Below are 24,014 nucleotides of genomic sequence, written 5' to 3' on the forward strand. Positions count from 1 at the left end.
GCGGGAAGGTTCATCGTGATCCGTACCCTGCTCGCCCTGGACGGTGCCCTGGTGTTGGGCGCGCTGTCGTTCGTCCTCGCCGCCGAGGATGACATCCGTGTCGTGGCGGAGGTGGACCGCGGCGACGCGGTCTCCGCAGCCGTTCACGCCCAACGTCCCGACGTGGTGGTGGCCGACCTCGATTTCGTCGAGGGAGTCGATCCCGGTCGCCTCGGCCTGTGCCCCGTCCTGGTGCTGGCCCACCCCCATCGGGCCCGGCGACTGCGCGGCCTCCTCTGCCCGACCAGGGCGGTGGGCATCCTGCGCAGCGACGCCGCCCCCCAGCGGGTCATCGACGGGATCCGCCGTCTCGCCCGCCGGGAGCCCGTGCTCGACGCGGATCTCGTCGTCGCGGCGCTGCGCTCGGACGGCCCACTGACCAGCCGCGAGACGGAGGTGTTGAGGCTGACGGCCGCCGGGGCGCCGGTCGCGGAGGTGGCGGCGTCGCTGGGGCTCACCCGTGGCACCGTCCGCAACCATCTCGGTCGCATCACCCGCAAGGTGGGCGCGCGTACCCGGGTGGAGGCCGTACGGAAGGCAGGCGAGGCGGGCTGGATCTGACGGCGCCGGGCTCAGCCCTGCCGCGCCGGCACCTCCCGGGGCGGCACCGCCGAGTCGTCCCAGCAGCCGACGAGCGCCCGGTAGGTGGCCGAGCGGGCCAACAGCTGTTCGTGCGTCCCCACCACGGGCTCGTCGCCGTCGAGGACCAGCACCCGACCGGCGCGTAGCGCGGAGCTGATCCGGTGTGCGATCACCACGAGGCTGCCGGGCCGCCGGGCGAAGGCGGCCTCGACCCTCGCCTCCAACGCGGGGTCCAGGTGACAGGTCGCCTCGTCCAGGATCACCAGCGGGGCGGGTGCCAGCCAGGCCCGGACCGCCGCGATCAGCTGCCGCTCGCCGGCGGAGAGCAGGGCCGGCGCGACCGGCGCGCCCAGGCCGCCCAGGCGGGTCGCCAGGGGACGCGCGCCGAGCGCGTCGAGGGCGAGCTCCAGCGTGTGATCGTCGGCGTCCGGCCGGAGGTAGCGGAGGTTGTCGGCGAGACTGCCGGTGAAGACGTACGCCTCCTGCGGCACCAGCACTCGCATCCGGGCGAGACCGGCCGGTTCGACCTGGGTGACCGTCGCGCCGGCGAGGTGGACCGTGCCTGCCTGCGGCGGCACCAGACCGGCCAGCAGAGCGGCCAGTGTGGACTTGCCCGCACCGCTCGGGCCCACCACGGCGAGGTGGTCCCGGTCGGCAAGTGTCAGCGAGAAGTTCTGCAGGATGGGCCGGGCGCGCGGGCCGTAGCCGAAGGTCAGTCCCCGGACCTCGACGGCTGCGGGGCGGCCGGCGGGACCGGTGGGCGGCCGGCAGTGGGGTGACCGGGCGGCGGGGGCCGACGGGCGCTTGTCGTCGGACACCGGATAGGTGCGCAGGATGTTCTCCAGGGTGACCGCGTAGCGGAGCCCGCCGCCGCCGAGGCCCTGCACCAGGGTGTGCAGGGCGGGTTGCAGCCCGGTGGAGACGTAGATCAGCGCGCCCAGCACCGCGCCGGCGGTGAGACCACGCTCGACCAGCCACGGGGCGGCCACCATCAGCACCAGCAGCGGCAGCCAGCCGCCGATGCCGAGGCTGAGGGTGCGGATCGCCGCCATCCGGGCGAGCACGCGCTCGGCGGCGGCCTGCGCCGACACCCAGCGTGCCACGTCGGCCGTCACGCGTGCCTGGGCGCCGCAGGCCAGCACGTCGCGGTGACCGGCCAGCGCCGCCGCCGCCGACTGACCGAGCTGCTCACCGGCACGGACGTAGGCGCGCTGGTGGGTGACCATCGCCGGCAGCGCGGCGACGAAGACGACCAGGCCGGCGACAAGCGGCGCGGCGGCCAGCGCCGCCGCCACCGGCGCCAGGGCGAGCAGGCCGAGCAGGGCCGCGCCAGCGGAGAAAAGGAAACCGCGGGTCACCATCAGCAGACCGGCGAAGGTGTCGCGGACGATCTCCATCTGGTGGGTCAGCCGGGTCACGGCGGCGCTGTCCGGGCGGCCGCCCGCCCGGGTGGCGTCGCGCAGCGCACCCCGGACAACCTGAGCGGCCACCTCGTCGCGGAACGGCTCGACCACGGCACCGAGGCTCCGGTACGTCCGACCGGTGGCCGCCGCGCCGAGCAGCACGGCCACGGCGAGGACCCCCAACCAGGCCAGGCCGGTGACCGGACGCCCGGCCAGAAAACCCTCGTCGACGGCGCGGGCGACCAGATAGCCGGCGAGCAGCGCGGGCAGCGACTCGACAAGCGACCAGCCGCCGAGCCCGGCGAGCTCGCGCCGGCGGGCCCGCAACGCCCGCCAGGTCACCAGGCGTACGCCGGGTCGGCTCACGGCCCACCGCCGGCCGGTTGGAAGACGGCACGGTAGTCCGGGTGGGCCCAGAGTTGCCGGTGCGGCGCCAGGCCACGCAGCCGACCGCCGTCCAGCCAGGCGACGAGGTCGGCCGCCGCGGCCGCCGCGGTCCGGTGGGTGACCACCAGTCGGGTACGCTCCCCGGCCCGCCCGACCACCGCCTCGGTGATCCGGTGTTCGGTCGCGGTGTCCAGGCTGGACGTCGCGTCGTCCAGGATGAGCAGCCGCTCGGCGGCGAACGCGCGGGCCAGGCCGAGGCGTTGGGTCTCTCCCCCGGAGAGCGGTGTGTCCACCAGCGGGGTGCGGTAGCCGCGGGGCAGACGGTCGATCACGTCGGCGACCGCCGCCATCCGGGCCGCGCGTAGGACCGCCGGCGTGGCCGGGCTCGGATCGGCCGGCGGCGCCGCCGAGTCGACAGGCAGCGCCAGGCCGATCGCGTCGTGGACGGTCGCGCCGATCAGCACCGGCCGGTCGAAGGCGTAGCCGACGGCTCGGCGCAGCGCCGCCGCGTCGAGGTCCCGCAGCGGCACACCGTCCAGTCGCACCTCACCGCCGTCGGGGTCGTACAGCCGTCCCGCCACGGCCGCCAGGGTCGACTTGCCGGCACCGGACGCCCCGACGACGGCCACGGTGACGCCGGCCGGGACGTCCAGGTCGATGCCGTCCAGGATGGGCTGGCCGTCGTCGGCGTGTACGCACACCCCCCGCATTCGCAGGGCGCCGCCACCGGCTGGAAGGGGCCGATCGCCGGCCGGCGTGGCGGGCTGGGTCAGCAACTCGGCGACCCGGTGTGCTCCCGCGCGACTGCGGACCAGGTGGTTCAGGGTGGCCAGCACTCCACCGAGCCCGGCGCCCATCGCCGCGTACCGGACCGCGGCGACCAGTTCGCCAGGCGTGAGCCAGCCGGTGGTCAGGGCGTACCCGCCGACCGCGATGACGCTCAGGTTCAGCAGTGGCGCCACGGCCGAGGTGCGCGCACTCGCCCGGGCCAGCAGTTCCCAGGCGCGCCGACCGTGCCGGTCCAGGTCCGGCAGGGCCGCCAGCACCCGGTCCTCCTCGCGGCGGGTGGTGCCGGCGGCGGCGATGGTCCGGGCACCGGTCAGCGACTCCAGCAGTCGGCCGGCGATGGTGCCGAGTACCCGTTGGTACGCGGCGGTCGCGGCCGAGGCGTCGGTCACGAAGGCGCGCATGAGGACGGCGAGCAGGCCGAGACCGGCGAGCAGGGTGACCCCGAGGACCGGTTCGATGATGGCCAGCGCGACGACGCTGCCGAGCGGCGGAAGCACCGCCACGATGGCCAGGATCACGGCGTTGCCGGCCTGTCCCGCGTCGGCGGCCTGGCCGACCAGTCGGCCGACGAGGTCACCCACCGGGTGCCGGCGGGTGGCGCGGACGTCCAGGGCGAAGAGGTGACGCAGCAGGCGCCGACGCAGCCCGGCGGTGGCGCGTGCCGCACCGAATCCGCTGGCCAGGTCCGTCAGGGTGTCGACGCCGATGAGGACGACGACCAGGGCGCAGGCGGACACCGTCCACCAGCCGGAGCCGCTGGCGAGAGCGACGTCGACGGCGCGGCCGAGGGCCGCGGGTAGCAACAGTTCGGCGGCCGCGCCGAGCAGCGCGACCGCCGCGAGTCCGGTGGTCCAGCCGCCGCCCGCCAGGACCGTCTGCCGCAGCAGCCTGTCCCCCGTGGCGAACGTCGGCATCGGTCCTCCCGTTGGTACGCGGTTGCCCTGGGTGGGCACGTCTACCCACCCAGGGCCCCACGTGTGCGTGGATCAGTTGCAGGTCGTGACGGAGAGCGAGCTGTCGCCGCAGAGCAGCAGGCTCGCCCGGCTACCGCCACCGGTGCGGTCGGCCGGAGCCATCTCCAGGCCCTGGAGGTCCAGAAGTGCCATGTCGTTCACCTCCCTTCCATCCGTTCGCCGATCGGGTCGCCCCCGCTGTCGCGAGGGAGTCTGTTCGCGCCCGGCAGGGGCGCGAGGAAGGGCAGCAGCGGCGGCTGGTCGTGCTGCGCGCTGGCCAGCGCGTACAGCACACCGGCGGTGCCGGTGCCGAAGTCCATGGAGAGCCGCAGCAACTGCTCACCGGGGAACGCGGTCCCGTCGCGGTACGGCAGCGCGTGCCAGGACAGCCGGTCCAGCTGGGCGTCGAGTTCGCGGCGGTCGGCGGCGTCGGTCGAGGCGGCGAGGTAGGCGATGATGCCGGCCCGGCCGGTGAAGAGCCCGGACTGTGCGTAGAACGGTGAGCGGGCCGCACGGCGGACTCCCGCGCTCGCCTCGGCGAACTGGTCGTCATCGCGGTGGCGCAGGTACTGGTCGAGGACCAGCCCGATACCGACACTGCCGTGCGCCAGGTAGGGCATGGTGCGCCAGCCCTCGTTGACCTCCAGGGCGCCGTCCGGGCGCAGCACACACCGGCGCAGGTCCTGGCGCAGCGCGGTGGCGGCATGCCCCAACAGCTCGTCGTCGCCGCTGAGTTCGTAGAGCCGCACCAGCATCAGCGCCGGTCCGGTCCGGCCGCGCAGCAACCCGGCGTACGGGTTACGTCCGCCGCTGACGTCCGGGCCTGGGTCGTCGGCCAACTGCCCGATCACCTGCTCGGCGGCCCGCCACGCGGCGTCGCGCAACGACCCCTCCCCGGTACGCGCGGCCAGCTCGGCCAGGTTGAGCGCGATCCCGGACAGTCCGCTCGCCAGGCTGTGGTCGAGCCCGTCCAGGGGTTCCCGCAGGCAGATGTCGAGAACGTCAAGCGCGTCCTGCCGGCGTCCGAGGTGAACGAGCGCGTAGGCGACACCGTGCAGCCCGTCGTAGAACCCGCAGCGGGTGCCGGACGGGGGCGTTGTCGCCCGCCGCACCAGCCACTCTTCGTGCTCGGGCCACCGCCCGGCGCCGCTCTTGTCGAGCGCGTACAACACGCCCGCCGCCCCGTGGGCGAGGTTGAGGCCGCCACTGCGGAACTGCTCGATGTCGCCTGGGAAGAGCCGGTCGTCGCGCTCCGGGGTGGCGCTGGCGAGGATCGCCGTCGTCAGCCGGTCCCGCCTGGTGCGCCAGTCAACCGGGCCGAGAACCCCTGCCGGGTCAGCGGTGACCCGCGGGTCACCGGTGATCTCCTCGACCGCCGGGTCGAGGAAGGACCTCGGCACCGGGAAGTTCGCGGCGATGATGTCGGCCAGGTGGGTCACCTTCGCCGGGGCGAGCCGGACCAGTTGGGTCAGTGGCAGGAACAGCGCCAACCGCAGGCACGCCAGGGCGTACCTGTCGACCGCCGGCCCGGTCCGGTCCCTCGGTGCCGCGAAGCCCTGGTTGCGCAGCCCGGGTCGGCGGTGCCCGGCGATCGGGGCGGCCACCTCGAAGTCGACAAGGGCGACCCGGTCGTCCGGTCGGATCATGATGTTGAACAGGTGCAGGTCCCCGTAGACCAGGCCGCGCTCGTGGATCGCCGCCACGACGGATTCGACCTGCTCGTAGACCTGGCGGGCCCATCGGGCGTACGCCGCCCGGTCGCCGTCGGTCGCGTCGGCGTCGATCAGCGGGTACCTGTCGACAAGCACCTTGTTCAGCGGTCGGCCTTCGATGAACTCGAGCGCGAGGAACCGGTGCTCGCCGAGGACGAACTCGTCGTGCACCCGGGGCACCTGCGGCAGGTCAGCGAGTTGCCGCAGGGCCTGCGCCTCGCGGGCCAGCCGTGCGACGGCGTCGGTGCCGTCGGCGTCCAGGCCGGCGTGCGGTCGGGCCTCCTTCAGCACCACCTCGGTGTCGGTCCGCAGGTCCCTGCCCACGTACAGCCCGCCGCCGTTGGAAAAGTGGATCACCCGCTCGATCCGGTACGGCACCTGGTCCGTGCTGGTTCCGCTGCGCGCGGCCAGGTGCGGGCCGAGGAAGTCGGGCACTGTGACCCAGGACGGTACGTGGAATACGGGCTCACGGCGGTCTGGCACCAGCGTGCCGCAGTCGTCCTCGATCGCCGGCACCACCTGGCCGTCGGGCGAGTGGCAGTAGCGGGCGGCGAAGCCGCCGTAGCGCACGTGGACCGGGCCGGCGCCGTAGCGGAGATCACTGAGGATGTACGGCCCGGGCTCGCCGGCGAGCAGTTCGTCGAGTTCCTTGCAGGCCAGCTCCAGCTCCGCGTCGTCGCGGGGATAGACCGTGATGAACTTGCCGCTGGCGGCCCGGGCGGCGTACTTGGAATTGCGCAGCAGCAGCGTGCGCGGCCCGCGCAGGAACTTGAAGGACAGGCCGCGGGGGACGCAGTAGTTCCAGACCGCGTCCAGCACCCGCTCGGCGTTCGCCAGACCCGCCGACACATGGATCTTCCAGCCCTGCTGGGGCAGTGAGCCACCGTCGGGCGCGTAGATCAGCCAGTCGTCGAGTGGTTCGCGGCGCCAGCCGGTCGGCATCGGCCGGTCGGCGGCCGGGAAGACCGGCTGCGCGACGGCGCTGCCGAGCGAGTCGTAGAACAGCCGGTCTGCGGCGCAGTAGCTGTCGTAGCGTTCGTCCATCGTCCCACCGCCCCTCGAACTCGGCCGGCTGGTGTTCCGGCGTTGAATCGAGTCTCATCGACAGGACGCGGCGGCTCCAGTGCGCTTAGTCACGACCTTCGATGCGTGGCGCACAGGTACTCATGACATAAGTCAGGCACCGTAGACGGCGGCGCCCATCGGCTCGTCGACTTCCAGGTCCGCTACGGCGGCGACCCGGGCGATCATCATGTACTGCCCGATCACCATCAGGAGTTCGACCACCTCGCGCGGCGGGAGCAGCCCGATCAGTGCGGTGGTGGTGTCGTCGGGCGGGCAGACGTCGCGGACGACTTCGGTCGTGAAACGCAGGACGATTCGCTGGTCTGCCGTGAAACAGTCGTCCCCGATCTCGTCACGTCCGAGCGCGTGGATCATCTCGTCGGTGGCGCCGACGGAGCGGGCGATCGGCACGTGTTGAACCCACTCGTATGTGACGTCGCTGAGCTGGGCAACCCGCAGGATCGCGAGTTCGCGGAGCAGCGGGTCGAGGGCCAAGTCCCTGAGCAGCGTGCCGCCCCAGCGCATCCAGTCCGGAAACGCCGTCTCGGCGTTGGCCATGACCCGGAAGAAGCTCAGGGGAGCCGCGGCCTGCAACGCGTCGCGGACCGGCGCCGGGGCATCGGCGGGGTTCACATAGGGCAAGCGGCTCATATTTTCCCCTTGAGAAGCGGCAAATCGGGTGCAATGGACCATATCCGATCCCAGATGCGCGCGCCGAGGATCCCTTCGGGGCAGGCCCGCGGCGGTGCGGCGATGAGCACGCGTGCGCGACGACGGTGCGGGTGGGCCAGGCGGAATCCACGCTGATGCTCATCGATGTTGCCAGAGCGGGCCCAGACGTGTTGGAATGGCTCATATCGCCGCAGCGCGGGGGCAACCGCGCTGGGAACGGCCAGCACGGGAGCATCGCAGCGCCGGCAGCGCGCCGCCTTGGCGGACGCTCGCCTGCCGGATCGCCGGGCCACCGCTATGACGACGGGCATTTTCCGGGCAATCATCCCCGCCCGCCGTAGGCACACCCCGGCACGTTTCTCCGACGGACGACGCGCTCGACGCCTGACCCGCCGGGGGGCGTCCGATTCGGCCTGCCAGCGCACCAGAACCGGCGACGAGGTGAGAAGCAATCATGATTTCCCGAGAGAGTCTCGCGGGGTGGTACCGAAACCGATTCGTGTGGGTGGCGGTGATCCTGCTGGTGGTGTCGGCCGGCACGGTCGTACTGGTCAACCGGGCCGGCCCGGAGGCGGAGCCGGCGGACCTGCAGACGCAGATCACGGCCCGGATGCGCACCACCCTGGAACAGGCGGATCCGGGGCAGCACAACCACGCCGGACACGGTGCCCAGCAGGCGGCCACCACGGCGAAGCCGGCGGTGATCTGCGGGGTCCGCGTCTACGGCTACGAGCCGACCGAGGCCACCGCGCTCGCCGATGTGCGGACGGTCTACGGCTTCCACCTCTGCGGGGTCGCCGAACAGAAGCGCCCCTGGGACGTGGCGGTCAAACTGGCCGGTCCCGTGATCATGGACATGTCCACCGAGCCTCCGGGCATCCAGGTGGTCGAGGCGACCGCCGAGGTCATGTTCACCGACCGGGTGCGGCAGATGCTCCCGCCCAAGTACGCGGATTTGGCGCTCAAGGAGGCGCTGACCCAGTCGGAGATGGCCGAGCAGCGCCGCCGGTACGACGCCGCAGCCGGCCTCTGACCATGCCGCAGCTACGGACACTCCCGGTCAGCTCGATCCACATCCGACCATAGATAGATAAGCATTGATATTTAAGTGGATAGATGCAACAGTTGGTTTGGGAGCGTTCCCAAGCTGATTTGTAGCCCCGAAGAGCGGAGGATGAACAGTGCGTTCACTCAAGTCCGATCGATCCGGCGGACGATCCCGGTCACCCGTACGTCGCTCCCTGCGAGCGTTCGTCATGGTGTTCGCCATCGTGGCCGGCATGCTGCCCTTCACCGGGGCAGCCCAGGCCCACGGCACCATCATCAACCCGATGAGTCGTGCCTATCAGTGCTGGAAGACCTGGGGCAGCCAGCACATGAACCCGGCCATGCAGCAGCAGGACCCCATGTGTTGGCGGGCCTTCCAGGCCAACCCCGACACCATGTGGAACTGGATGAGCCAGCTGCGCGACGGCCTCGGCGGCCAGTACCAGGCTCGCACCCCAGATGGTCAACTGTGCAGCAACGCCCTGTCCAGGAACGACAGCGTGAACCAGCCCGGGGCGTGGAAGACGACCACCGTCAGCCGCAACCTCACGGTCCAGCTGTACGACCAGGCCAGCCACGGCGCTGACTACCTCCAGGTCTACATCACCAAGCAGGGGTTCAACCCCGCCACCCAGAAGCTCGGGTGGGGCAACCTCGATTTGGTCACGACGACCGGGCGCTACGCGCCGGCGCAGAACATCTCGTTCAACGTCTCGCTCCCGGCACGCAGCGGAAACCACATCCTGTTCGTGCTCTGGAGGGCGTCGCACCTGGACCAGACCTACATGTGGTGCAGCGACATCAACGTCACCTGATCGGCACGACCGACAGTTGTCGAACCACTCCGGCCCAGGGCGTTCACGCCCTGGGCCGGAGTGGTCTTCCGGTAGCGCTCCACTCGTGGCACAAACCGACCTTAAGGGTCGGAACGGTCTGCGAGGATGTGCACACCAGCAAGGTCTCAGCAGTGAGCGGACTCTTCACGGGAGGAAGCACGACGAACGCATCGCCCGGCTGGAGGAGCACGGATGTCCCACAGTGAACAGCAACGCCCGGAGATCGTCGTCGGGCTGGTGGCAACCCCACCGGACCACCCCGCCCGGGTGGCCGCGCGGCTCACCACCGAGCTGGCCGGCCGGCTCGCTGAGCAGGTGAGCGCGGATGTGCGGTGGACCGTTCGGGAGGGCTGGGGCGAGGTGGCGCCGCGCCGCGACGGCGGCGTTGAGGCACTGCTCGACGATGTCGCTCGGCGGCGCAGAAGCGACAAGTGGGACATCGCAATCTGCCTCACCGACCTGCCCCTGCACGCCGAGCGGGTGCCGTTGGTCGCGCAGACCTCCGCCCGGCGCCACGTCGCGATGGTGTCGCTGCCCGCGTTGGGACTGCACCAGCTGCGAGCAGCCCGCGCGGCCGTCCCGGATCTGGTGAGCCGACTGCTGACCGACGCTTCCGACCAGCGGGTGCCGCCGGTCGAGCGGGCATCAGCCGAGATGGCAAGCCGGATGCCCGCCGTCCACCGAGAGGTCGGCGAGGCCGACCCCGGTGAGCGGCGCTACGTCGCCTCGGGGCTGATCGGCCGGGCGCGGCTATTGACCGGCATGGTCCGCGCCAACCGCCCGGGGCGCGCCCTGCTGGGTCTGTCCAAGCTGCTGGTCGGTGCGTTCGGCACTGCCGCGTTCGCGCTCACCACGGACACCATCTGGCAGATGGGCGACGCGCTCGGCGGACTCCGGCTCGCCGTGATCATGCTGCTCGGGCTGACCGCGTTGGTGGCCTGGTTGATCGTCGCGCACGACCTGTGGGAGAAACCAGACCATGACACACCGGCTGAGCTGGCTCGGCTGTTCAACCTGGGTACGATCCTCACCCTCACGCTGGCCACGGCGGTGTCCTATGTGGTGCTGTTCGTGGGAACCGTGCTTGTCGGGGCACTGCTGATCGACACATCGGTGCTGGAACAGACCCTGCAGCGACCGGTCGACTTCACCGACTACCTGACGCTCGCCTGGATCACCAGCTCGCTGGCCACTGTGGGCGGCGCGATCGGCTCGGGGCTGGAGAACGAGGAAACGGTCCGGGCTGCCGCCTACGGCTACCATCCCGAACCGGACGGCTGGCGGGGACGAGAAGGGTCACTAGCGGCGGCGCGGGCGGGCCGTCGGACCCGCCGGTTCAGGGCTGGTACTGACCGCGGCCCATCCCTCGGGTGCCCGACAGAGCCGTGGCTCTCCCCCGGTGGACGGCGTACCGCTGCTGCTGGATTCCGACAGGTTCGGAAACGATGAACGAGAATCACCTGTGCCGCAACGGGCCGCCTCCCACTGGGTCGTCCGACCGGGGGCCGCCGCGCTAGAGACCCAGGCTGCGCAGGGTCGGCACGGTCTGGCCCACCCAGGCGAGGTCGGCGTCCTCACGGGCGCCCTGGGTGCGTTGTGTGCCGGCCAGGAACCACAGGAAGTAGGTGGTGTAGCCGGGCGCGCTGACCACCGTGTGGTACCCCTCGGGCATCATCTGCATCACATGATCGCGGATGGTGACGTTCTCCTCGTACCCCTCGTCGGTGTAGACCCGGCTGATGCCGAACCCGTTCGCCGGGTTGACGCGGTAGTAGTACATCTCCTCGTGTGCGGCCTCGGCGGGCAGGTCGTCGACCTTGTGCCGGTGCGGCGGGTAGGTGCTCCAGTTGCCCGAGGGCGTGTAGGTCTCGCCGACGATGAGCCGGCGGGCGGGCAGCTCCGGTTGGGAGACCTCGGTGAGGATCTGGTGGTAGGTGCGGCCGAAGTTGGCCGCTCCCCAGTTGCCCGTCGCGACCTGTTCCGGTGCGATGACATAGGGGTCGGTGGCCAGCTCGCTGGGGGCGCTGGGTAGGGCGATCTCCACGGCGGTGACGGCCTCGACGGTCACCGAGGAGCCGGCCGGGACGTAGACGGAGTGCGGCTTGCCGGAGAAGACGTCCGGACGCCGGCCGACCTGCGGGAAATGGTGTCCGTTGACGGTGAAGGTGGCCGTGCCACCGAGGATGACGGCCAGGATCTCCCGGTCACCGGACTCGCCGGTCCAGGACTCGCCGGCCGACAGCCGCAGCAGGGTGAAGTCCAGCAGTTGGCAGGGATTGAAGGGCAGCGTGTTCCGGCCGTCGGCGGCGGGAATGGCGCAGTGGTAGCGGTAGTCCATGGTCACCTTTCGTGGAATGCGGGGCGGTGCGGGTCGGTCCTGGTGGTCACCAGGGGCTGGTCCAGCCCGGGACCGTGGCGCGGGTGAGGGCTTCCAGGTAGAAGTAGTCGCCCCACAGGGTTCCCTCGTCCACACCGACGCCCTTGGGTTTGTCGTAGACGCCGTGCAGGAGCAGCGCGTTCGAGACCGGATGGCCACCGGTGGAGTAGTGCTCGATGAGCGAGCGCAGGATCGCGGCGGCGGCTGTCCGGTACCGGCCGGCGCTGGCCGGGTCGGTGAGGCTGTCGGCGAGTTCGACCAGGCCGCAGGCGGCGATGGCCGCGGCTGAGCTGTCCCGCTCCTGGCCGCTGCCGTCGCCGAACTCCAGGTCCCAGTACGCGACGTGGTCGTCGGGCAGGTGGGCGAGGAAGCGGTCGGCGCAGGTCATCGCGGCGGTGAGCAGCGCGGGGTCGCCGATGTGCCGGTGGTTGAGGCTGAACCCGTAGATGCCCCAGGCCTGGCCGCGGGCCCAGCAGGAGTGGTCGGCGTGGCCCTGTTCGGTTTCACCACGTAGTGGAGCGCCGGTCTCCGGGTCCCAGTAGAAGGTGTGGAAGGTCGTGCCGTCGGGGCGCAGGATGTGCTCGCGCAGCTGGGCGGTGTGCCGGCGGGCCGCGGCGGCGTAGCGGTCGTCGCCGGTGGTCTGACTGGCCCAGAAGAGCAGCGGCGTGTTCATGAGGCTGTCGATGATGGTGCGGCCACGTTGGCGGGGGTCGTTCAGGTCACCCCAGGCCTGGATGATTCCGGCGGGTTCGAGGACGCGCGTCATCAGGTGGTCGGCGGCGGCGAGCGCCGCGCCTCGGGCCTGTGCGTCGCCGGTACGGCGGGCCGGGGTGACGCAGGCGAGGGTGTAGAGGAAACCGAGGTCGTGGGTGTCCAGGTCGATGCCCTGGGTCATCCGGGCCGCGAAGCTGTCCACGTGGGACATCGCGGCGCGCAGGTGGCGGTCGTCACCGGTCAGGTCATGCGCCAGCCAGAGCATGCCCGGCCAGAAGCTGGTGGTCCAGCCGACGTTGCCGCCCTCGGGCTGGCCGGCGCCCGGTGGCCGGAGCGGGTAGCGGTTGGCGTCGGTGGTGTCCGCGGGGTACCGGTCGCCGAAGGTGGCGATGTTCGCGTCGACGGTACGTATCGCGGCGGTCACCGCGGCGGCCGTGGCCTCTGCGTCGGAGCTGGGACGGACGTCGGTCGCCGTCATGGATGCTGTTCTCCCTCGTGTGTCCGGTCCGGTGCCGGGCAGGTGTGTCATCGGCGTCCCGGCTTGGTGGCCGGAACGTGGTGGTCAGATGCGCTGGGGTGCGGCCGCCGGTGGGTCGAGGGCGGCGCGCAGGGTGAAGCGGCTGTTGGCCCAGACGACGTAGAGCAGCGGCGCGGCGGCGAGGCCGAGCGCGATCGCGGGGCGGGCCGCCAGAATCTGGGCGAGCAGCGCGAGCACGAGCAGAGACCCGGCGGTGAGGTACCAGCGGCGCACCGCCAGATACACGCAGGCGCGGGCCACCTCCCGCAGCGGCGCGGTGGGCCGGTCGGCGAGGGTCACCAGCCCCAGCAGCGTGGTCGCGACGGTGAGGACGATCAGGGTCGCCAGCACCGGCAGGGCGAGCGCCCCGACCCGGTGGCCCCACGCGGCGCGGGCGTCGACGGCCAGCACGACCAGGGCGGCCATGGCCGCCGCCGTCCAGAGCATCGCCGGCCGCGCAGTGGTTCGCCACGCCCGGCCGTAGGTGCGCAGCACGCCGCCGGTGTCGCCGGCCGAGTAGGCGGACATGACCGCGAAGACCGCACAGAGCCCGGGCGCGCAGAGCGGGGCGGTCAGCGCGTACAGCGGCCAGGACCGCGCCGCGTCGGTGGTGAACGCGAGCGTCACCAGTGGCAGGCAACCGAGCACCAGCAGCAGGTTGGTGACGAGCGCGACGTAGATTCCGTCGAAGACCGCGGTGATGATGTGGTGGCGCGAACGCATGGGCCTCAACCCTTCAGTCCGGTCGAGGCGACGCCCTCGATGAAGTAGCGCTGGCCGAGCAGGAAGATGACAGCGACAGGCAGCACGGACAGCACCGAGCCCGTCATGATCAGCGCGTACTCGGCGTTGTACTGGGAGATGAAGGTGTTCAGCCCCAACTGGATGGTGCGCAACTCCGGACTGCGCAGGTAGATCAGTGGGCCGAGGTAGTCGTTCCAGGTTGTCGTGAACATCAGCAGGGCCAGGCTGGCAAGCGCTGGCCGGGACAGCGGCAGGATGATCCGTCGGTAGATGCCGTACTCGCTGAGCCCGTCGATCCGCGCCGCTTCGCTGAGCTCCTCAGGGATCGTCTCGTAGAACTGCTTCATCAGGAACACGCCGATCGCGCCGAACGCCTGGATCGCGATGATCGACCACAGTGTGTTCGACAGGTGCAGCTTCGACATGAGGATGAACTGCGGGATCATGTACGACTGCCAGGGCACCGCGATCGTCCCGACGTACGCCAGGAAGAGCAGGTTGCGGCCGGGAAAGCGGACGCGGGCGAAGCCGTAGGCCGCGAAGCTGCCGGTGAACACCTGCAGGAAGGTGACGACCACCGACAGCAGCAGGGTGTTCCACAGCCACGTCGTCATGTCCGAGCGCTGCCAGATGTCGACGTAGTTTCGCCACACCACCGGATCGGGGAGCCAGGTGATCGGGATGGTGAAGACGTCGTTGTTTGTCTTCAACGACGCCACCACCATCCAGAAGAACGGCAGCAGCAGCCCGACCGCCGCGAGCACGAGAGCGGCGTACCCGAGGAGCCGCCCGCCCCGGGACCGGACCGTTCGGCGGGGCCGACGGTTGCCGGGCGCGGCGATGGCGGGGACGGGCGTGGAGAGGTCGGTCGCGGTCATCAGTTGTTCCCCCGCCTGTTGACCATGAACTGGATGATCGTGATGCCGAAGCAGATGGCGAACAGGACGATGGAGACCGCCGAGGCGTAGCCGAACTGGTTCTCCTCGAAGCCCTTCTGGTAGATGTACTGCGAGAGCACAAGTGTCGACTGGCCCGGTCCGCCGCCGGTCATCACGAGGATGAGGTCGAAGACCTTGAAGCTTTCGATGGTGAGCAGCACCGTGACGAAGAAGGTGGTGTGTCGTAACCCGGGGAGGGTCACGTGCACGAACCGCTGCCACGGTGAGGCGCCGTCGGTCTCGGCCGCCTCGTAGAGCTGGGCCGGGATGGTCTGCAGGCCGGCCAGGAACAGCAGCATGTAGTAGCCCATGTACCGCCAGGTGCCGACGATGATGACCGCCGGCATCGACCAGGTCGCCGACGCGGTCCAGCCCGGCGGGTTGTCCACCCCGACGGCGCCAAGGAGAGCGTTGATCGGGCCGTATTCCGGGCTGAAGAGCTGGTTCCAGACCACCGCGATCGCCACGATCGAGGTGATGTAGGGGAAGAAGGCGACGGTACGGAAGAACCGTACGCCGCGCAGTTTGCGGTTGAGCAGCAGCGCCAACCCGAGTGCCGCCACCAGGGTCAGCGGGATGTGGAAGACGGCGTAGTAGACGGTGTTGCGCAGTGCGGTCCAGAAGCTCGCGTCGTCCCACATCCGCCGGAAGTTGGCGGTGCCGGTCCACTCGGCCACCCCGAAGACGTTCCAGTTGGTGAAGGCCACGTAGAACAGCACGGCGACGGGTAGCAGGGTGAGCACGGCGAAGCCGACGAAGTTGGGAAGGATGAACGACCAGCCGGCGACCGTGTTGCGCGACACCAGCCGCCGGTTCCTGGGTCTTGTGCGCGGCAATGTTGCCATAGGGAGTCTCCGGAAGCGTTCGGCATGGCGGCGGGACCGGCGTGCGGCTCAGGCGCGCCGGGCCCGCCATCAGCTCACTGGTTGAGGACCTCGTTCTTGGCGCGGGTCCGCGCCTCGTTCAGCGCCGCATCGACGTCCTTGCTGTCGGAGAGGATCGCCGAATGCGTGTCGTTGAGGAGGTTTTGCAGGCCGGCGGTGTGCTTCGACACCGGGTTCTCCGGCTTGATGGTGTGCTTGGCGAAGGCGAACTTCGACAGGTCGTCCTGCGGCACGCCGTCCAGCCCGAACAGCGTGGCGGTGACCGCGTCGCTGACCTGGGCCGGGGTGATGCCGATCCCGGCCAGCGCCTTGCCGGCGTCCGGGCCGGCCGCGTACTTGAGGAAAGCCTTGGCCGCGGCGGTCTTGGACTTGCTGATCTTCGGGTTGATGCCCAAGCCGGTCGGGTCACCGAAGGTGACAGGCGTGGCGGAGGTGCCGGTGGTGGACTTGTCGAACTGCGGCGCCGGCGCGATGCCCCACTGGAACTTGTCGGCGTCACCGCTCGTTCGCTGGTTGAGCAACGTGGCCACGTACCAGGTGCCCATCAGCAGCATCGCCGACTGCTGCTTGCCGAACTGCGCCTGGTAGGTGAGCTTGTTGGTCTTCGCCGTGCCGAAGGTCGGCTGCGCGCCGGCCGCCTGCAGGTCCAGTGACCGCTCGTAGTACGGCTTCAGGTAGCCGAAGTCCCCGGAGAGCAGGTCAGCGTTGGGGGTCTGGGCGAGCGCGAAACCCTGCACTGTCGACTGGAAGGTGTGCTGGTAGGCGCCTGTCGCGTTCGAGCCGGCCCCCTTCAGCCCGGTGTGCAGTTGCTTCGTCGCGGCGGTGTAGTCGTCCCAGGTCCAGCTGCCGTCCGGCGGCGTCACCTTCGCCTTCGCGAAGAGGTCCTTGTTGTAGAAGAGCACCCACGAGTCCTGCCGGTACGGCACCGCGTACGCCTTGCCGTCCACTTGGTACGACGACAGCGCGGGCACCGAGTCGAGGCCGGCGGTGGCGTCGGAGACGTCGAGCAGCTGACCACCGCTCTGGTACGTGTAGAAGTTCTTCAGGTTCTTCAGGACGTAGACGTCCGGCGCGGTGCCGGCGGCCAGGTCCGTGATCATCTGGGTGTCGTAGTCGTTGCCCGGGGCGTACTCCTTGAGCTCCACCGTCACGTTCGGGTGGGTCGCCTTGAAGCCGTCGGCGAGCGTCTTGAACTCGGGCGTGGACGACAGGGTCCAGCCAGCCAGGGTGATCGTCACCGGGGCGTTGGGGTCGACTGGCTCGTCTCCGCCGCCGCAACCGGCAAGAACAAGCGTCAGGGCCGTCGCAGCGCTGATGACGGCCGGTATCGCACGCTTCATCCCTTTCTCCTTAGGTCAGGGGCCCGGACGGGCCCGCACTGCTACCAGGCCACCTGGGTGGGCCCGGCATACTCCGTGTTCAGACGGGTCGACGTGCTGATCCCGTCAGGCCAGTCGACCGCCAGGTGCAGGCCGTCGGCGTCCTCGTCGGTCACGACCTGGCATGCCTGCCCGGCCGTGGCCGCCGGCACTGTGGACAGCTCGATGAGGGCGGTGGCCCATGCGCCCGGCCGGACGGGGTGGTCCAGCCAGGGCACGACCAGCCCGCCGGCCAGCGGCCCGCCGTGCGGAACCGCGGTGGCGCCGGCCGTCGCGCCACCGTGCACGCTCTCGAGCCTGCTGGTCAGGCCGGCCCCGGTCACGACCGCCACCCGGTCGCCGAAGGTCGCCGTCGCGTCCCCGGCAACGGCCCAGCCGCCGATCCGCAGTCGCAGCGCAGCCGCCTCGACACCGTCGGCGAGACCGTCGACGCGGGTCAGACGGAGCTCCCAGGGGCCGCGGACCAGCGAGTACACCGTGAGGTGCCCGGCCGGTCGGGACGTGCCCCGGCGGCCCCCGCCGTGATCGCGCTGATCCGGGTCCGGGTCGACCCAGTGGGCGAGGGCACGTGAGCCGGCCACACCCACGCCGTCGGCGTCGACGCGCACGGTCAGCAGGCGCATGCCGGCGCGGTGGGTGACCCGACCCGCGTCGTCGACGAGAGTGACGGACTGGTCGAGCGGGCTGGCCCAACCGCTGTCGTCGAGGACGGGGGTGGTGGCGGTGGAGTAGCCCAGTCGGGCGTAGAGCGGGGAATCCGAGACGGTGGCACCCTCGACAGCGTGGTCGGTGCCGTGGTTGACGACGCGGACGATGCCGTCGGCACGGGTGCCGCAGACCAGCCAACCGGGCGCATGAATCGCCCGCACGGTGTCCCGCTCCTGCACCGGCAGCGGCTCCTCGGGAGTCGTCCACACCGGATGGTCGGCCGGCAGCGCGATGCCGAGCAGGCCCTTGCTTGCCCAGTACGGCGAGCCCGGCCCGGAGTACGACTGCGCCAGTCGCGGCCACGGCCCGTGCCAGCCCAGGGTGAGCAGGCCGCGTTCGTCCAGGGCGCCGTTGGCCACGAAGTGGCGCACGATGCGGGTGGCCGCGCCGCGCAACCGGCCGAGGCCGACCGAGGGCACGCCGGCGATGGCGCCCACCCAGAACGGCGCCGCCGCGGCGAAGCGGTAGGTCAGGCTTCGCCCCTGGATCAACGGTGAGCCGTCGGCGCCCACGAGCGCGACCGCGTCGCTCAGGAAGCGGTCGAGGCCGGCCAGGTCCCGTTCGCGGCGCTGCTCGGCCAGGTCGGCGGCGCCGGCCATCCGGGACCACAGCGTCGGGTACACGTGCAGGGCCCAGCCCACATAGTGGTCGTAGGCGCGCTCCGGCCCGTCGGACATCCAGCCGTCCCCGCGGGCGAAGCCGTCGTGCGTGCGCAGATCCTCGGCCATCTCGTCGAGTGAGTGCGGCCCGCCCACCGAACGCAGGAACGTCTGGACGACCAGCCGGAACCAGACCCAGTTGATCCGTGGGTACGTGTCGTCGCCGACCGCCGGGCGCAGATAGTCCACGACCCGCTCGCGCACCGCGGACGGCAGCCGGTCCCAGATCCACGGGCGGGTCAGGTCCAGGACCAGCGCGATGGAGGCGGCCTCCACCTTCGCCTGGGGGTGCTCGTCCAAGCGCACCCAGCGGTCCGGAGAGCGCGGGTCGGTGCCGGCGGCGATGCCGGCCGCGTACCGGTCCACGAGCTCGTCCACACCCATGCCCCGGGCGCCGGCGATGCGGAAACCGGCCAGCAGGAAGGTGCGAGCGAAGCCCTCCAGCCCGTCGACGGCCCGCCCGTAACCGCCCTCCGGCCCGGGAAAGGTGACGAGGGCGTGCCCGGGCGACGCGAACGGTCGGGCGGCGGCGAGCATCCGGTCGGCGAGGGCCACCCAGTCATCCCGGGTCCAGGTCGCGCCGGTGTCGGCGTCCGAGCCCGCCCCCGGCGCCATCCGGCCGGTCGCCGCGAACGTCATCCGAGATCCTGTCGCATCGATCCGTCTCCGTGGAGTGTGGCGAGCGGGGCGTCGCCCATGAATGTGTCGCGCAGGCATCCACGGGGTTTCCGAAGTAAAACGCTCACAACCGAGCAAGTCAATGCCGTTCCCAAACCGATACGAGCACATCTGATCAGAAGGACACACGATGCCGCCTCCGCCCACGGCGGCCGGGACCACTGCGGCCGGGCTCAACCGCCACAAGCGCTCTGATACGATCAGAATCGCTCATAGCCGCTCTATCAGTCTGAGGAGCCCTGGGTGCTCGCGCCGCCACCCGGGGAGAACAGCTGATCCGGCTCGCAAGCGTCGTCAGCGCGTTCGACCCGGCCGGCGAACTCCCCCGTCATGCAAGAGCTTTCGCCGCACGAAGCGTTCCTCGGAGGTCCCCATGACCAAGGACAGTCCTGTCGTCGCCGCGGCGGAGTCCTCCCGCGGGCCGCTTCAGGTCACCCGCCGCCAGCAACTGTTGGCCGCCCTGCAACGCGACGGCTCGATGCGCGTCTCCGACCTGTCCCACCTGCTCGGCGCCGCGCCGGTCACCATCCGACGCGACATTGCGGAGCTCGCCGCCGAAGGGTTGGTTCACCGTGTCCACGGCGGGGTCGCCCTGATCCTGCCGGACGACGTCCCGACAGCCGACGACGCACCCGCCGCCGACCGGACCCCGCGGGTCGGGCACTCCCTCGGCATGCTCGTGCCCTCCTTGGACTACTACTGGCCCGACGTGGCTCGAGGCGTCGAGGGCGCCGCCCGCGAGCTCGACATGCGTGTGGTCCTGCGCGGCTCCTCCTACGACAGCGATGACGACCAGCCGCAACTGGCCCGGCTGGTGGGGCGGATGGGCGTCGACGCGCTGATCATCGCGCCGAGCCTGGACGCACCGAACGCCGAGCGCACCATCGAGTGGCTCGACCAGGCCGGCGTCCCGGTCGTCCTGTTGGAACGCACCGCGACGGTAGGCAGCCACCACGCTGTCATGGAATCGGTCGTCACCGACCACGCGCTCGGTGCGGGCATGGCGGTGCGCCACCTCACCTCGCTCGGGCACCGCAAGGTCGGCCTGGTGCTCGACGCCAACAGCCCCACCAGCCAGCACGTGCGGCGCGGATGGCTCGACGCCACGACCGAGTGCGGCCTGGACCCGGAGGCCACAGTCGTGGCCGTCGTACCCGACGCGCGGTCACCGGAGCGAGACACCGCGCTCAACGACGTCCTCGACCGATGCCAGGCGACCGGGACGACGGCGCTGCTGGTGCACGCCGACGCGGAGGCAATCGCGCTCGTGCAGCACTGCGAGGAGCGGCACCTGTCCGTTCCCGGCGACCTCTCCATCGTGGCGTACGACGACGAGGTCGCCGGGCTCTTCAGTCCACCGTTGACAGCGGTGCGACCGCCGCGACGCTCGATCGGACGGGCCGCCGTGCGACTCGTCGCCGACCGGCTCGCCGACCCTGGCCGACCCACCCACCGGATCGTCATCAGCCCAGCACTGCGGATCCGGGATTCGACCGCGCCGCCACCGGCATAGGTGCTCCCGCACGTCCGCACCGTCGGACACCGGGCCTACCCCTGCGAAGGACCGTCGCCGGCAGTGGCGGCCCGCATCTCCTTGAGCACGTACGTGGCGGTCTTCTCGACGACGCGTACGCCCTCCTTCTGGCTCACATGATGGTCGGACAGCACGGCGATCAGCCAGTCATGACGGGCCTCGACGATCCGTCCGATGCTGTTGACCAGCCAGCGACCACCGTCGACGTCGACGGTGTCCCAGCCGTTCTTGACGTAGACGGAACGGTTGCCCGGCTCCCGCGCGGCGGTGACCCCCCAGCGCTGCTCGGGGATCACCTTGTTCATGAGGCCCATGACGAACGTCCGATCCGATGGGGTCAGTGGCCCCGCCGGCGACGTCAACGCGGTCAGCAGAAGCAGCTGGTCGGCAGCCGTGGTCGTGGTGAGCCCCCAGTGCTTGTTGGGCTTGGTCTCCCGCAGACCGAGTGCGCGGTTCGCGTCGGTGAGGCCACGTGAGCCCCCGATCCGCTGCCACAGGGCCACCGCCGCATCGTTGTCACTGGACACGATCATGGCTTCGGCCATCCGTCGGGTGTCCGAACCCAGGGCCTTGCCCGGCGGATCCTGGCGCAGCAGAAGGGCCGCAAGGATGTTGACCTTGACAATGCTGGCGGTCTCGAACCGTCTGGCGCCCACCGTCACCCCAGCCGTTCCCTGTCCATCCACTGCCGCGACCGCCAAGTGGCCGCCGTACCGCTGCACGTACGCCTCGATGCGCGTTCTCGCCTGGGCGACGCGGTCGATGGCCGGCGTCGTGGGGACCGGACTGACAGGCGAAGAAGCCCGCGCTGGGCCAGCCCCGTCGCCGTGGCCGCCGCGCGTGGCACCGAAGGCGGCCGTCGCGACGCCGGCGAGAGACAGGGTGGCCGCGGAGACGACCCAGCGGCGCGACAGCTGCCGACCTTCCCGCTCAGCCAAGACGGGCCACCGCCTTCGCCGCGATGAGGTCCACCGCGGCCTGGCTGCCCAGGTCGGGCAGGCTGACCGTCGAGACCGTCTCGCCTCGGCTCAGCATCACGAAGTACGTCACCGTGGTCGGGATGTCGGCATGCGCGATGCGACCTCGGATGAGCATGCCGGCGCCGTCCAGATAATGCGGATCGACGACGTCGAACGAAACCCGCGATCCGAGGACCAGGTAGCTCGCGCACCGCAGCAGGACCCGACGGACGTCGTCGACGTTCCGCGCGGCCCACCCAGGTTCGTACGTCTCCACGACGTGGTGGGCCGGCGACGAGCCGTCGAACGGCCGGTAGTAGCGCTCCACGGCAGCGCGCCGATGCGACTTGGCCGTGTAGTCACCGCTCCGATAGTTGGGACAGCTGCCCTGCTCCCACGGCCAGGGCGGCAGACCGGTTCGAGCGTCGTCCTCATGCCAGTCCGAACCCAGATCGCCGGCCCCCAGCAGCATGCCCGGATCGCCCCGTTCCGCGTTCGCGGTGTGCCGCTCGTCGGGGCCGACGCCGGCCTCCCCCCGATGACACCCTGCGGCCATCATCACCAACACCCACAGGACCGCCGGCACGACGACGACCGAGCCTCGGCCTCTGCCGCGAATCCGGCCTCCGCACGGCCTGCTGCTCGATGCGAACACGGAAAACCTCCCCAACCGCAGATGTGCGCCACCGCCCGTCGCGTTCAAGGCGACGATGCGTGGTGGCTTGTTCCTCGTCGCCGCACCACGGGTGCGGCGGATGCCGTCCGGCGGCCCAACACCGCCGAGATCCGCCGCACCGCGGCGGCGGACAGGACCGGTCAATGGCGTTCCTCGGCGAACAGCTCGGAACGGGTCTCGCCGAGCAACTCGCGCAGGCGACTGAGGGAACGCATGCTCTGGCTCTTGACGACCCCGGTGGAGACACCCACGACCTCGGCGGTTGCCTCCACGCTCAGGTCGTCCCAGTAGCGCAGGACGATGATTGCTCTCTCCCGCAACGGCAGGGTGGCGACCGCGTCCAGCAACGTCATGCGCAGCTCGGCCGGATGTTCCTCGCCCCGATCCGGCGGCGCCGACATTGCCAGCTCGCGGCTGGAGTGACGCCGCTGCTGATCGATCATGCAGCGCAGCAGTATCTTGCGCGCGTACGCGTGCGGGTCGTCGGCCCGGCGGACCCGCCTCCAGTTGGCGTACACCTTGGCCAGCGTCGTCTGGGTGAGGTCCTGGGCGAGATGCCAGTCGCGGCACATCAGGAACGCGGCGTCGCGCAGGCGGCCGGCGGCCGCCTGCGCGAACTCCACGAAGTCTTCGTCAGCCATTCGACCCGGCCAGCTTCGGGAACCTCTTGGCACCGGTGATGACGAACCCGGCCGGCAGTTTCGTCCCCCAGTTCGGATTCGCGGCGATCTCGATCGCCTCTTTCACGGAGAGGACGGGCGGTGCCGGCGAGGTCCCCTTGGGATCCCAGCTCAGACAGGTGGAGATCATCAGATCGACCCTGAGGCCACCGCCGTGGTGCACGGTGACCATCTTGTTCTGGACACAGTTGTCAGGTACTTCGGTCAGCTCGACCGTCCCCGGGGCCGGGCTACCGCGGAGGTCGTCCTGGTAGATGACGAGCCGCAGCATCCCCGGTCCGTCGCCTCGATCCAGGTAGACCTGGACGTACGGCATGCCGGGGCCTGCCCCGCTGCTCGGCAGGCTCGCATAACCGCTGGTCGGCCCCTTGGGCAGAAGCCGGGTCAGCAGCTCCAGAGCGCCCTGCGGTGTGGTGGTCAGCAACTCACCCTCCGGCCCCGGCCCCATCCTCACGGTGTCGATCACCGTGGTCGAGGAGGTCGGCGACACGAACCGGCGGGGGTCTCCTTCCTGCTCCTCACCGGCGCCCCCATCGAGCCCGGCCTTTCCGCCACCTGGGGACCCAGCCGGAGACGGCGTGGCGGTCTCGACCGGCCCACCCGGTTGACCGACGGGCTGGCCGGCGTCCGCACCGAAGCCGAGCGGCCCGGCGATCAGGCCGATCACGAGCAGCAGCACCAACGCCGCTCCGCCGGCGCCGAGCTGCGCCAGCCGGCGGTGGCGGCGCAGTCGGCGTCCCTGCACCACCGCCTGCTGCACCAGGTCACCCAACGGCGGGGCGGGATGTCGGGCCAGATCGTCCCTCAAACGCCCACGGACGTCGCCCATGTCCCGTACCCCTCCTCGGCCGACCGCCCGCAGTGGCGATCCATCACTGACCTGACGGGTTGGCCAACCGATTTGGTTACCGCGATTCGACGCGAATTTTCAGCCGCCCGTGTCGGCGGGACGCGGCCTTCCGGTACGTGTCCAGCCGCCTCCTCAGCGTCATGTTTCCCCTGCCAGGAGCGTCAGCGGGTGGCGGCCACACGGGTGCCCACGGTCGGTTGAGGCACAACCCGTAGAGCATCCTAGGAGGTTA

Annotated in this window: 21 protein-coding genes; 5 read left to right on the forward strand and 16 right to left on the reverse strand. The window is 70.8% G+C overall.

From position 1 onward, the window contains the following. The first annotated feature begins 15 nt into the window (after positions 1-15). Entirely contained in the window at positions 16-600 is a 585-nt protein-coding gene (locus ACLQ3B_RS24215) for a response regulator transcription factor (protein ID WP_425782992.1), read from the forward strand. Between the two features lie 11 nt (positions 601-611). Here the strand turns inward: ACLQ3B_RS24215 and ACLQ3B_RS24220 are convergent, their stop codons facing one another. The 5 genes from ACLQ3B_RS24220 to ACLQ3B_RS24240 all read right to left on the reverse strand — a co-directional run bounded on the left by ACLQ3B_RS24220 (position 612) and on the right by ACLQ3B_RS24240 (position 7,581). Then, positions 612-2,390 (reverse strand): ATP-binding cassette domain-containing protein, encoded by a 1,779-nt coding sequence (locus ACLQ3B_RS24220; RefSeq protein ID WP_425782993.1) that lies wholly within the window; start codon positions 2,388-2,390, stop codon positions 612-614. Further along, positions 2,387-4,114, reverse strand: a complete 1,728-nt coding sequence (locus tag ACLQ3B_RS24225; protein ID WP_425782994.1) for an ABC transporter ATP-binding protein — start codon at positions 4,112-4,114, stop codon at positions 2,387-2,389. The genes ACLQ3B_RS24220 and ACLQ3B_RS24225 overlap by 4 nt, the downstream gene beginning before the upstream one ends. 72 nt (positions 4,115-4,186) lie before the next feature. Next, on the reverse strand, positions 4,187-4,306 hold the full coding sequence (locus ACLQ3B_RS24230) for a SapB/AmfS family lanthipeptide (RefSeq protein ID WP_013734295.1): 120 nt from the start codon (positions 4,304-4,306) through the stop codon (positions 4,187-4,189). A 5-nt stretch (positions 4,307-4,311) separates the two neighbouring features. Then, positions 4,312-6,909: a class III lanthionine synthetase LanKC gene (gene lanKC / locus ACLQ3B_RS24235; RefSeq protein ID WP_425782995.1), complete on the reverse strand. Its 2,598-nt coding sequence runs from the start codon at positions 6,907-6,909 to the stop codon at positions 4,312-4,314. A gap of 132 nt (positions 6,910-7,041) precedes the next feature. Further along, complete coding sequence (locus ACLQ3B_RS24240; protein ID WP_425782996.1) at positions 7,042-7,581, reverse strand: carboxymuconolactone decarboxylase family protein; 540 nt, start codon at positions 7,579-7,581, stop codon at positions 7,042-7,044. Positions 7,582-8,056: 475 nt separating this feature from the next. Between ACLQ3B_RS24240 and ACLQ3B_RS24245 the strand changes: the two genes are divergently transcribed. The 3 genes from ACLQ3B_RS24245 to ACLQ3B_RS24255 all read left to right on the forward strand — a co-directional run bounded on the left by ACLQ3B_RS24245 (position 8,057) and on the right by ACLQ3B_RS24255 (position 10,934). Beyond that, on the forward strand, positions 8,057-8,635 hold the full coding sequence (locus ACLQ3B_RS24245) for a hypothetical protein (RefSeq protein WP_425782997.1): 579 nt from the start codon (positions 8,057-8,059) through the stop codon (positions 8,633-8,635). Positions 8,636-8,858: 223 nt separating this feature from the next. After that, positions 8,859-9,464 (forward strand): lytic polysaccharide monooxygenase auxiliary activity family 9 protein, encoded by a 606-nt coding sequence (locus ACLQ3B_RS24250; protein ID WP_425782998.1) that lies wholly within the window; start codon positions 8,859-8,861, stop codon positions 9,462-9,464. Between the two features lie 213 nt (positions 9,465-9,677). Further along, positions 9,678-10,934: a hypothetical protein gene (locus ACLQ3B_RS24255; protein ID WP_425782999.1), complete on the forward strand. Its 1,257-nt coding sequence runs from the start codon at positions 9,678-9,680 to the stop codon at positions 10,932-10,934. A gap of 64 nt (positions 10,935-10,998) precedes the next feature. Here ACLQ3B_RS24255 and iolB read toward each other — a convergent pair whose 3' ends face one another. The 7 genes from iolB to ACLQ3B_RS24290 all read right to left on the reverse strand — a co-directional run bounded on the left by iolB (position 10,999) and on the right by ACLQ3B_RS24290 (position 19,044). Beyond that, positions 10,999-11,823, reverse strand: coding sequence for a 5-deoxy-glucuronate isomerase (gene iolB / locus ACLQ3B_RS24260; RefSeq protein WP_425783000.1), 825 nt, complete (start codon positions 11,821-11,823; stop codon positions 10,999-11,001). 46 nt (positions 11,824-11,869) lie between these two features. After that, positions 11,870-13,054, reverse strand: a complete 1,185-nt coding sequence (locus ACLQ3B_RS24265; RefSeq protein ID WP_425783001.1) for a glycoside hydrolase family 88 protein — start codon at positions 13,052-13,054, stop codon at positions 11,870-11,872. An 84-nt stretch (positions 13,055-13,138) separates the two neighbouring features. After that, positions 13,139-13,816, reverse strand: a complete 678-nt coding sequence (locus ACLQ3B_RS24270) for a hypothetical protein (protein WP_425783002.1) — start codon at positions 13,814-13,816, stop codon at positions 13,139-13,141. Positions 13,817-13,821: 5 nt separating this feature from the next. After that, positions 13,822-14,715, reverse strand: coding sequence for a carbohydrate ABC transporter permease (locus tag ACLQ3B_RS24275; protein ID WP_425783003.1), 894 nt, complete (start codon positions 14,713-14,715; stop codon positions 13,822-13,824). Further along, on the reverse strand, positions 14,715-15,578 hold the full coding sequence (locus tag ACLQ3B_RS24280; protein WP_425783004.1) for a carbohydrate ABC transporter permease: 864 nt from the start codon (positions 15,576-15,578) through the stop codon (positions 14,715-14,717). Before ACLQ3B_RS24280 ends, ACLQ3B_RS24275 begins: the two co-directional genes overlap by 1 nt. 116 nt (positions 15,579-15,694) lie before the next feature. Then, on the reverse strand, positions 15,695-16,999 hold the full coding sequence (locus tag ACLQ3B_RS24285; RefSeq protein WP_425783005.1) for an ABC transporter substrate-binding protein: 1,305 nt from the start codon (positions 16,997-16,999) through the stop codon (positions 15,695-15,697). 41 nt (positions 17,000-17,040) lie between these two features. Continuing rightward, positions 17,041-19,044, reverse strand: a complete 2,004-nt coding sequence (locus tag ACLQ3B_RS24290; protein ID WP_425783006.1) for a DUF2264 domain-containing protein — start codon at positions 19,042-19,044, stop codon at positions 17,041-17,043. A 412-nt stretch (positions 19,045-19,456) separates the two neighbouring features. On the opposite strand from ACLQ3B_RS24290, the gene ACLQ3B_RS24295 reads away from it, so the two are divergent. Next, a complete protein-coding gene (locus tag ACLQ3B_RS24295) occupies positions 19,457-20,596 on the forward strand; it encodes a substrate-binding domain-containing protein (RefSeq protein ID WP_425783007.1) in 1,140 nt (379 codons plus the stop codon). Between the two features lie 35 nt (positions 20,597-20,631). Here ACLQ3B_RS24295 and ACLQ3B_RS24300 read toward each other — a convergent pair whose 3' ends face one another. The 4 genes from ACLQ3B_RS24300 to ACLQ3B_RS24315 all read right to left on the reverse strand — a co-directional run bounded on the left by ACLQ3B_RS24300 (position 20,632) and on the right by ACLQ3B_RS24315 (position 23,761). Beyond that, positions 20,632-21,273, reverse strand: a complete 642-nt coding sequence (locus ACLQ3B_RS24300; RefSeq protein ID WP_425783008.1) for a serine hydrolase — start codon at positions 21,271-21,273, stop codon at positions 20,632-20,634. 274 nt (positions 21,274-21,547) lie between these two features. Further along, complete coding sequence (locus ACLQ3B_RS24305; protein WP_425783009.1) at positions 21,548-22,162, reverse strand: hypothetical protein; 615 nt, start codon at positions 22,160-22,162, stop codon at positions 21,548-21,550. 230 nt (positions 22,163-22,392) lie between these two features. Beyond that, the gene (locus ACLQ3B_RS24310; protein ID WP_425783010.1) at positions 22,393-22,893 is read right to left on the reverse strand and encodes a SigE family RNA polymerase sigma factor; all 501 of its coding nucleotides are present in this window, start codon (positions 22,891-22,893) and stop codon (positions 22,393-22,395) included. Beyond that, positions 22,886-23,761 (reverse strand): hypothetical protein, encoded by an 876-nt coding sequence (locus ACLQ3B_RS24315; RefSeq protein ID WP_425783011.1) that lies wholly within the window; start codon positions 23,759-23,761, stop codon positions 22,886-22,888. The genes ACLQ3B_RS24310 and ACLQ3B_RS24315 overlap by 8 nt, the downstream gene beginning before the upstream one ends. Positions 23,762-24,014: the final 253 nt, after the last annotated feature.

This window comes from Micromonospora sp. DT53 (assembly GCF_049841535.1).
Classification (GTDB): domain Bacteria; phylum Actinomycetota; class Actinomycetes; order Mycobacteriales; family Micromonosporaceae; genus Micromonospora.

What these genes read in the sequence shown, in the direction of transcription:
- ACLQ3B_RS24245 (WP_425782997.1), top strand. Translation starts at nt 8,057, where the DNA reads ATGATTTCCCGAGAGAGTCTCGCGGGGTGGTACCGAAACCGATTCGTG.
- ACLQ3B_RS24270 (WP_425783002.1), bottom strand. Translation starts at nt 13,816, where the DNA reads ATGCGTTCGCGCCACCACATCATCACCGCGGTCTTCGACGGAATCTAC.
- ACLQ3B_RS24295 (WP_425783007.1), top strand. Translation starts at nt 19,457, where the DNA reads ATGACCAAGGACAGTCCTGTCGTCGCCGCGGCGGAGTCCTCCCGCGGG.
- ACLQ3B_RS24230 (WP_013734295.1), bottom strand. Translation starts at nt 4,306, where the DNA reads ATGGCACTTCTGGACCTCCAGGGCCTGGAGATGGCTCCGGCCGACCGC.
- ACLQ3B_RS24275 (WP_425783003.1), bottom strand. Translation starts at nt 14,715, where the DNA reads ATGACCGCGACCGACCTCTCCACGCCCGTCCCCGCCATCGCCGCGCCC.
- iolB (WP_425783000.1), bottom strand. Translation starts at nt 11,823, where the DNA reads ATGGACTACCGCTACCACTGCGCCATTCCCGCCGCCGACGGCCGGAAC.
- ACLQ3B_RS24290 (WP_425783006.1), bottom strand. Translation starts at nt 19,044, where the DNA reads ATGACGTTCGCGGCGACCGGCCGGATGGCGCCGGGGGCGGGCTCGGAC.
- lanKC (WP_425782995.1), bottom strand. Translation starts at nt 6,909, where the DNA reads ATGGACGAACGCTACGACAGCTACTGCGCCGCAGACCGGCTGTTCTAC.
- ACLQ3B_RS24250 (WP_425782998.1), top strand. Translation starts at nt 8,859, where the DNA reads ATGGTGTTCGCCATCGTGGCCGGCATGCTGCCCTTCACCGGGGCAGCC.
- ACLQ3B_RS24240 (WP_425782996.1), bottom strand. Translation starts at nt 7,581, where the DNA reads ATGAGCCGCTTGCCCTATGTGAACCCCGCCGATGCCCCGGCGCCGGTC.
- ACLQ3B_RS24225 (WP_425782994.1), bottom strand. Translation starts at nt 4,114, where the DNA reads ATGCCGACGTTCGCCACGGGGGACAGGCTGCTGCGGCAGACGGTCCTG.
- ACLQ3B_RS24315 (WP_425783011.1), bottom strand. Translation starts at nt 23,761, where the DNA reads ATGGGCGACGTCCGTGGGCGTTTGAGGGACGATCTGGCCCGACATCCC.
- ACLQ3B_RS24255 (WP_425782999.1), top strand. Translation starts at nt 9,678, where the DNA reads ATGTCCCACAGTGAACAGCAACGCCCGGAGATCGTCGTCGGGCTGGTG.
- ACLQ3B_RS24265 (WP_425783001.1), bottom strand. Translation starts at nt 13,054, where the DNA reads ATGACGGCGACCGACGTCCGTCCCAGCTCCGACGCAGAGGCCACGGCC.
- ACLQ3B_RS24310 (WP_425783010.1), bottom strand. Translation starts at nt 22,893, where the DNA reads ATGGCTGACGAAGACTTCGTGGAGTTCGCGCAGGCGGCCGCCGGCCGC.
- ACLQ3B_RS24285 (WP_425783005.1), bottom strand. Translation starts at nt 16,999, where the DNA reads ATGAAGCGTGCGATACCGGCCGTCATCAGCGCTGCGACGGCCCTGACG.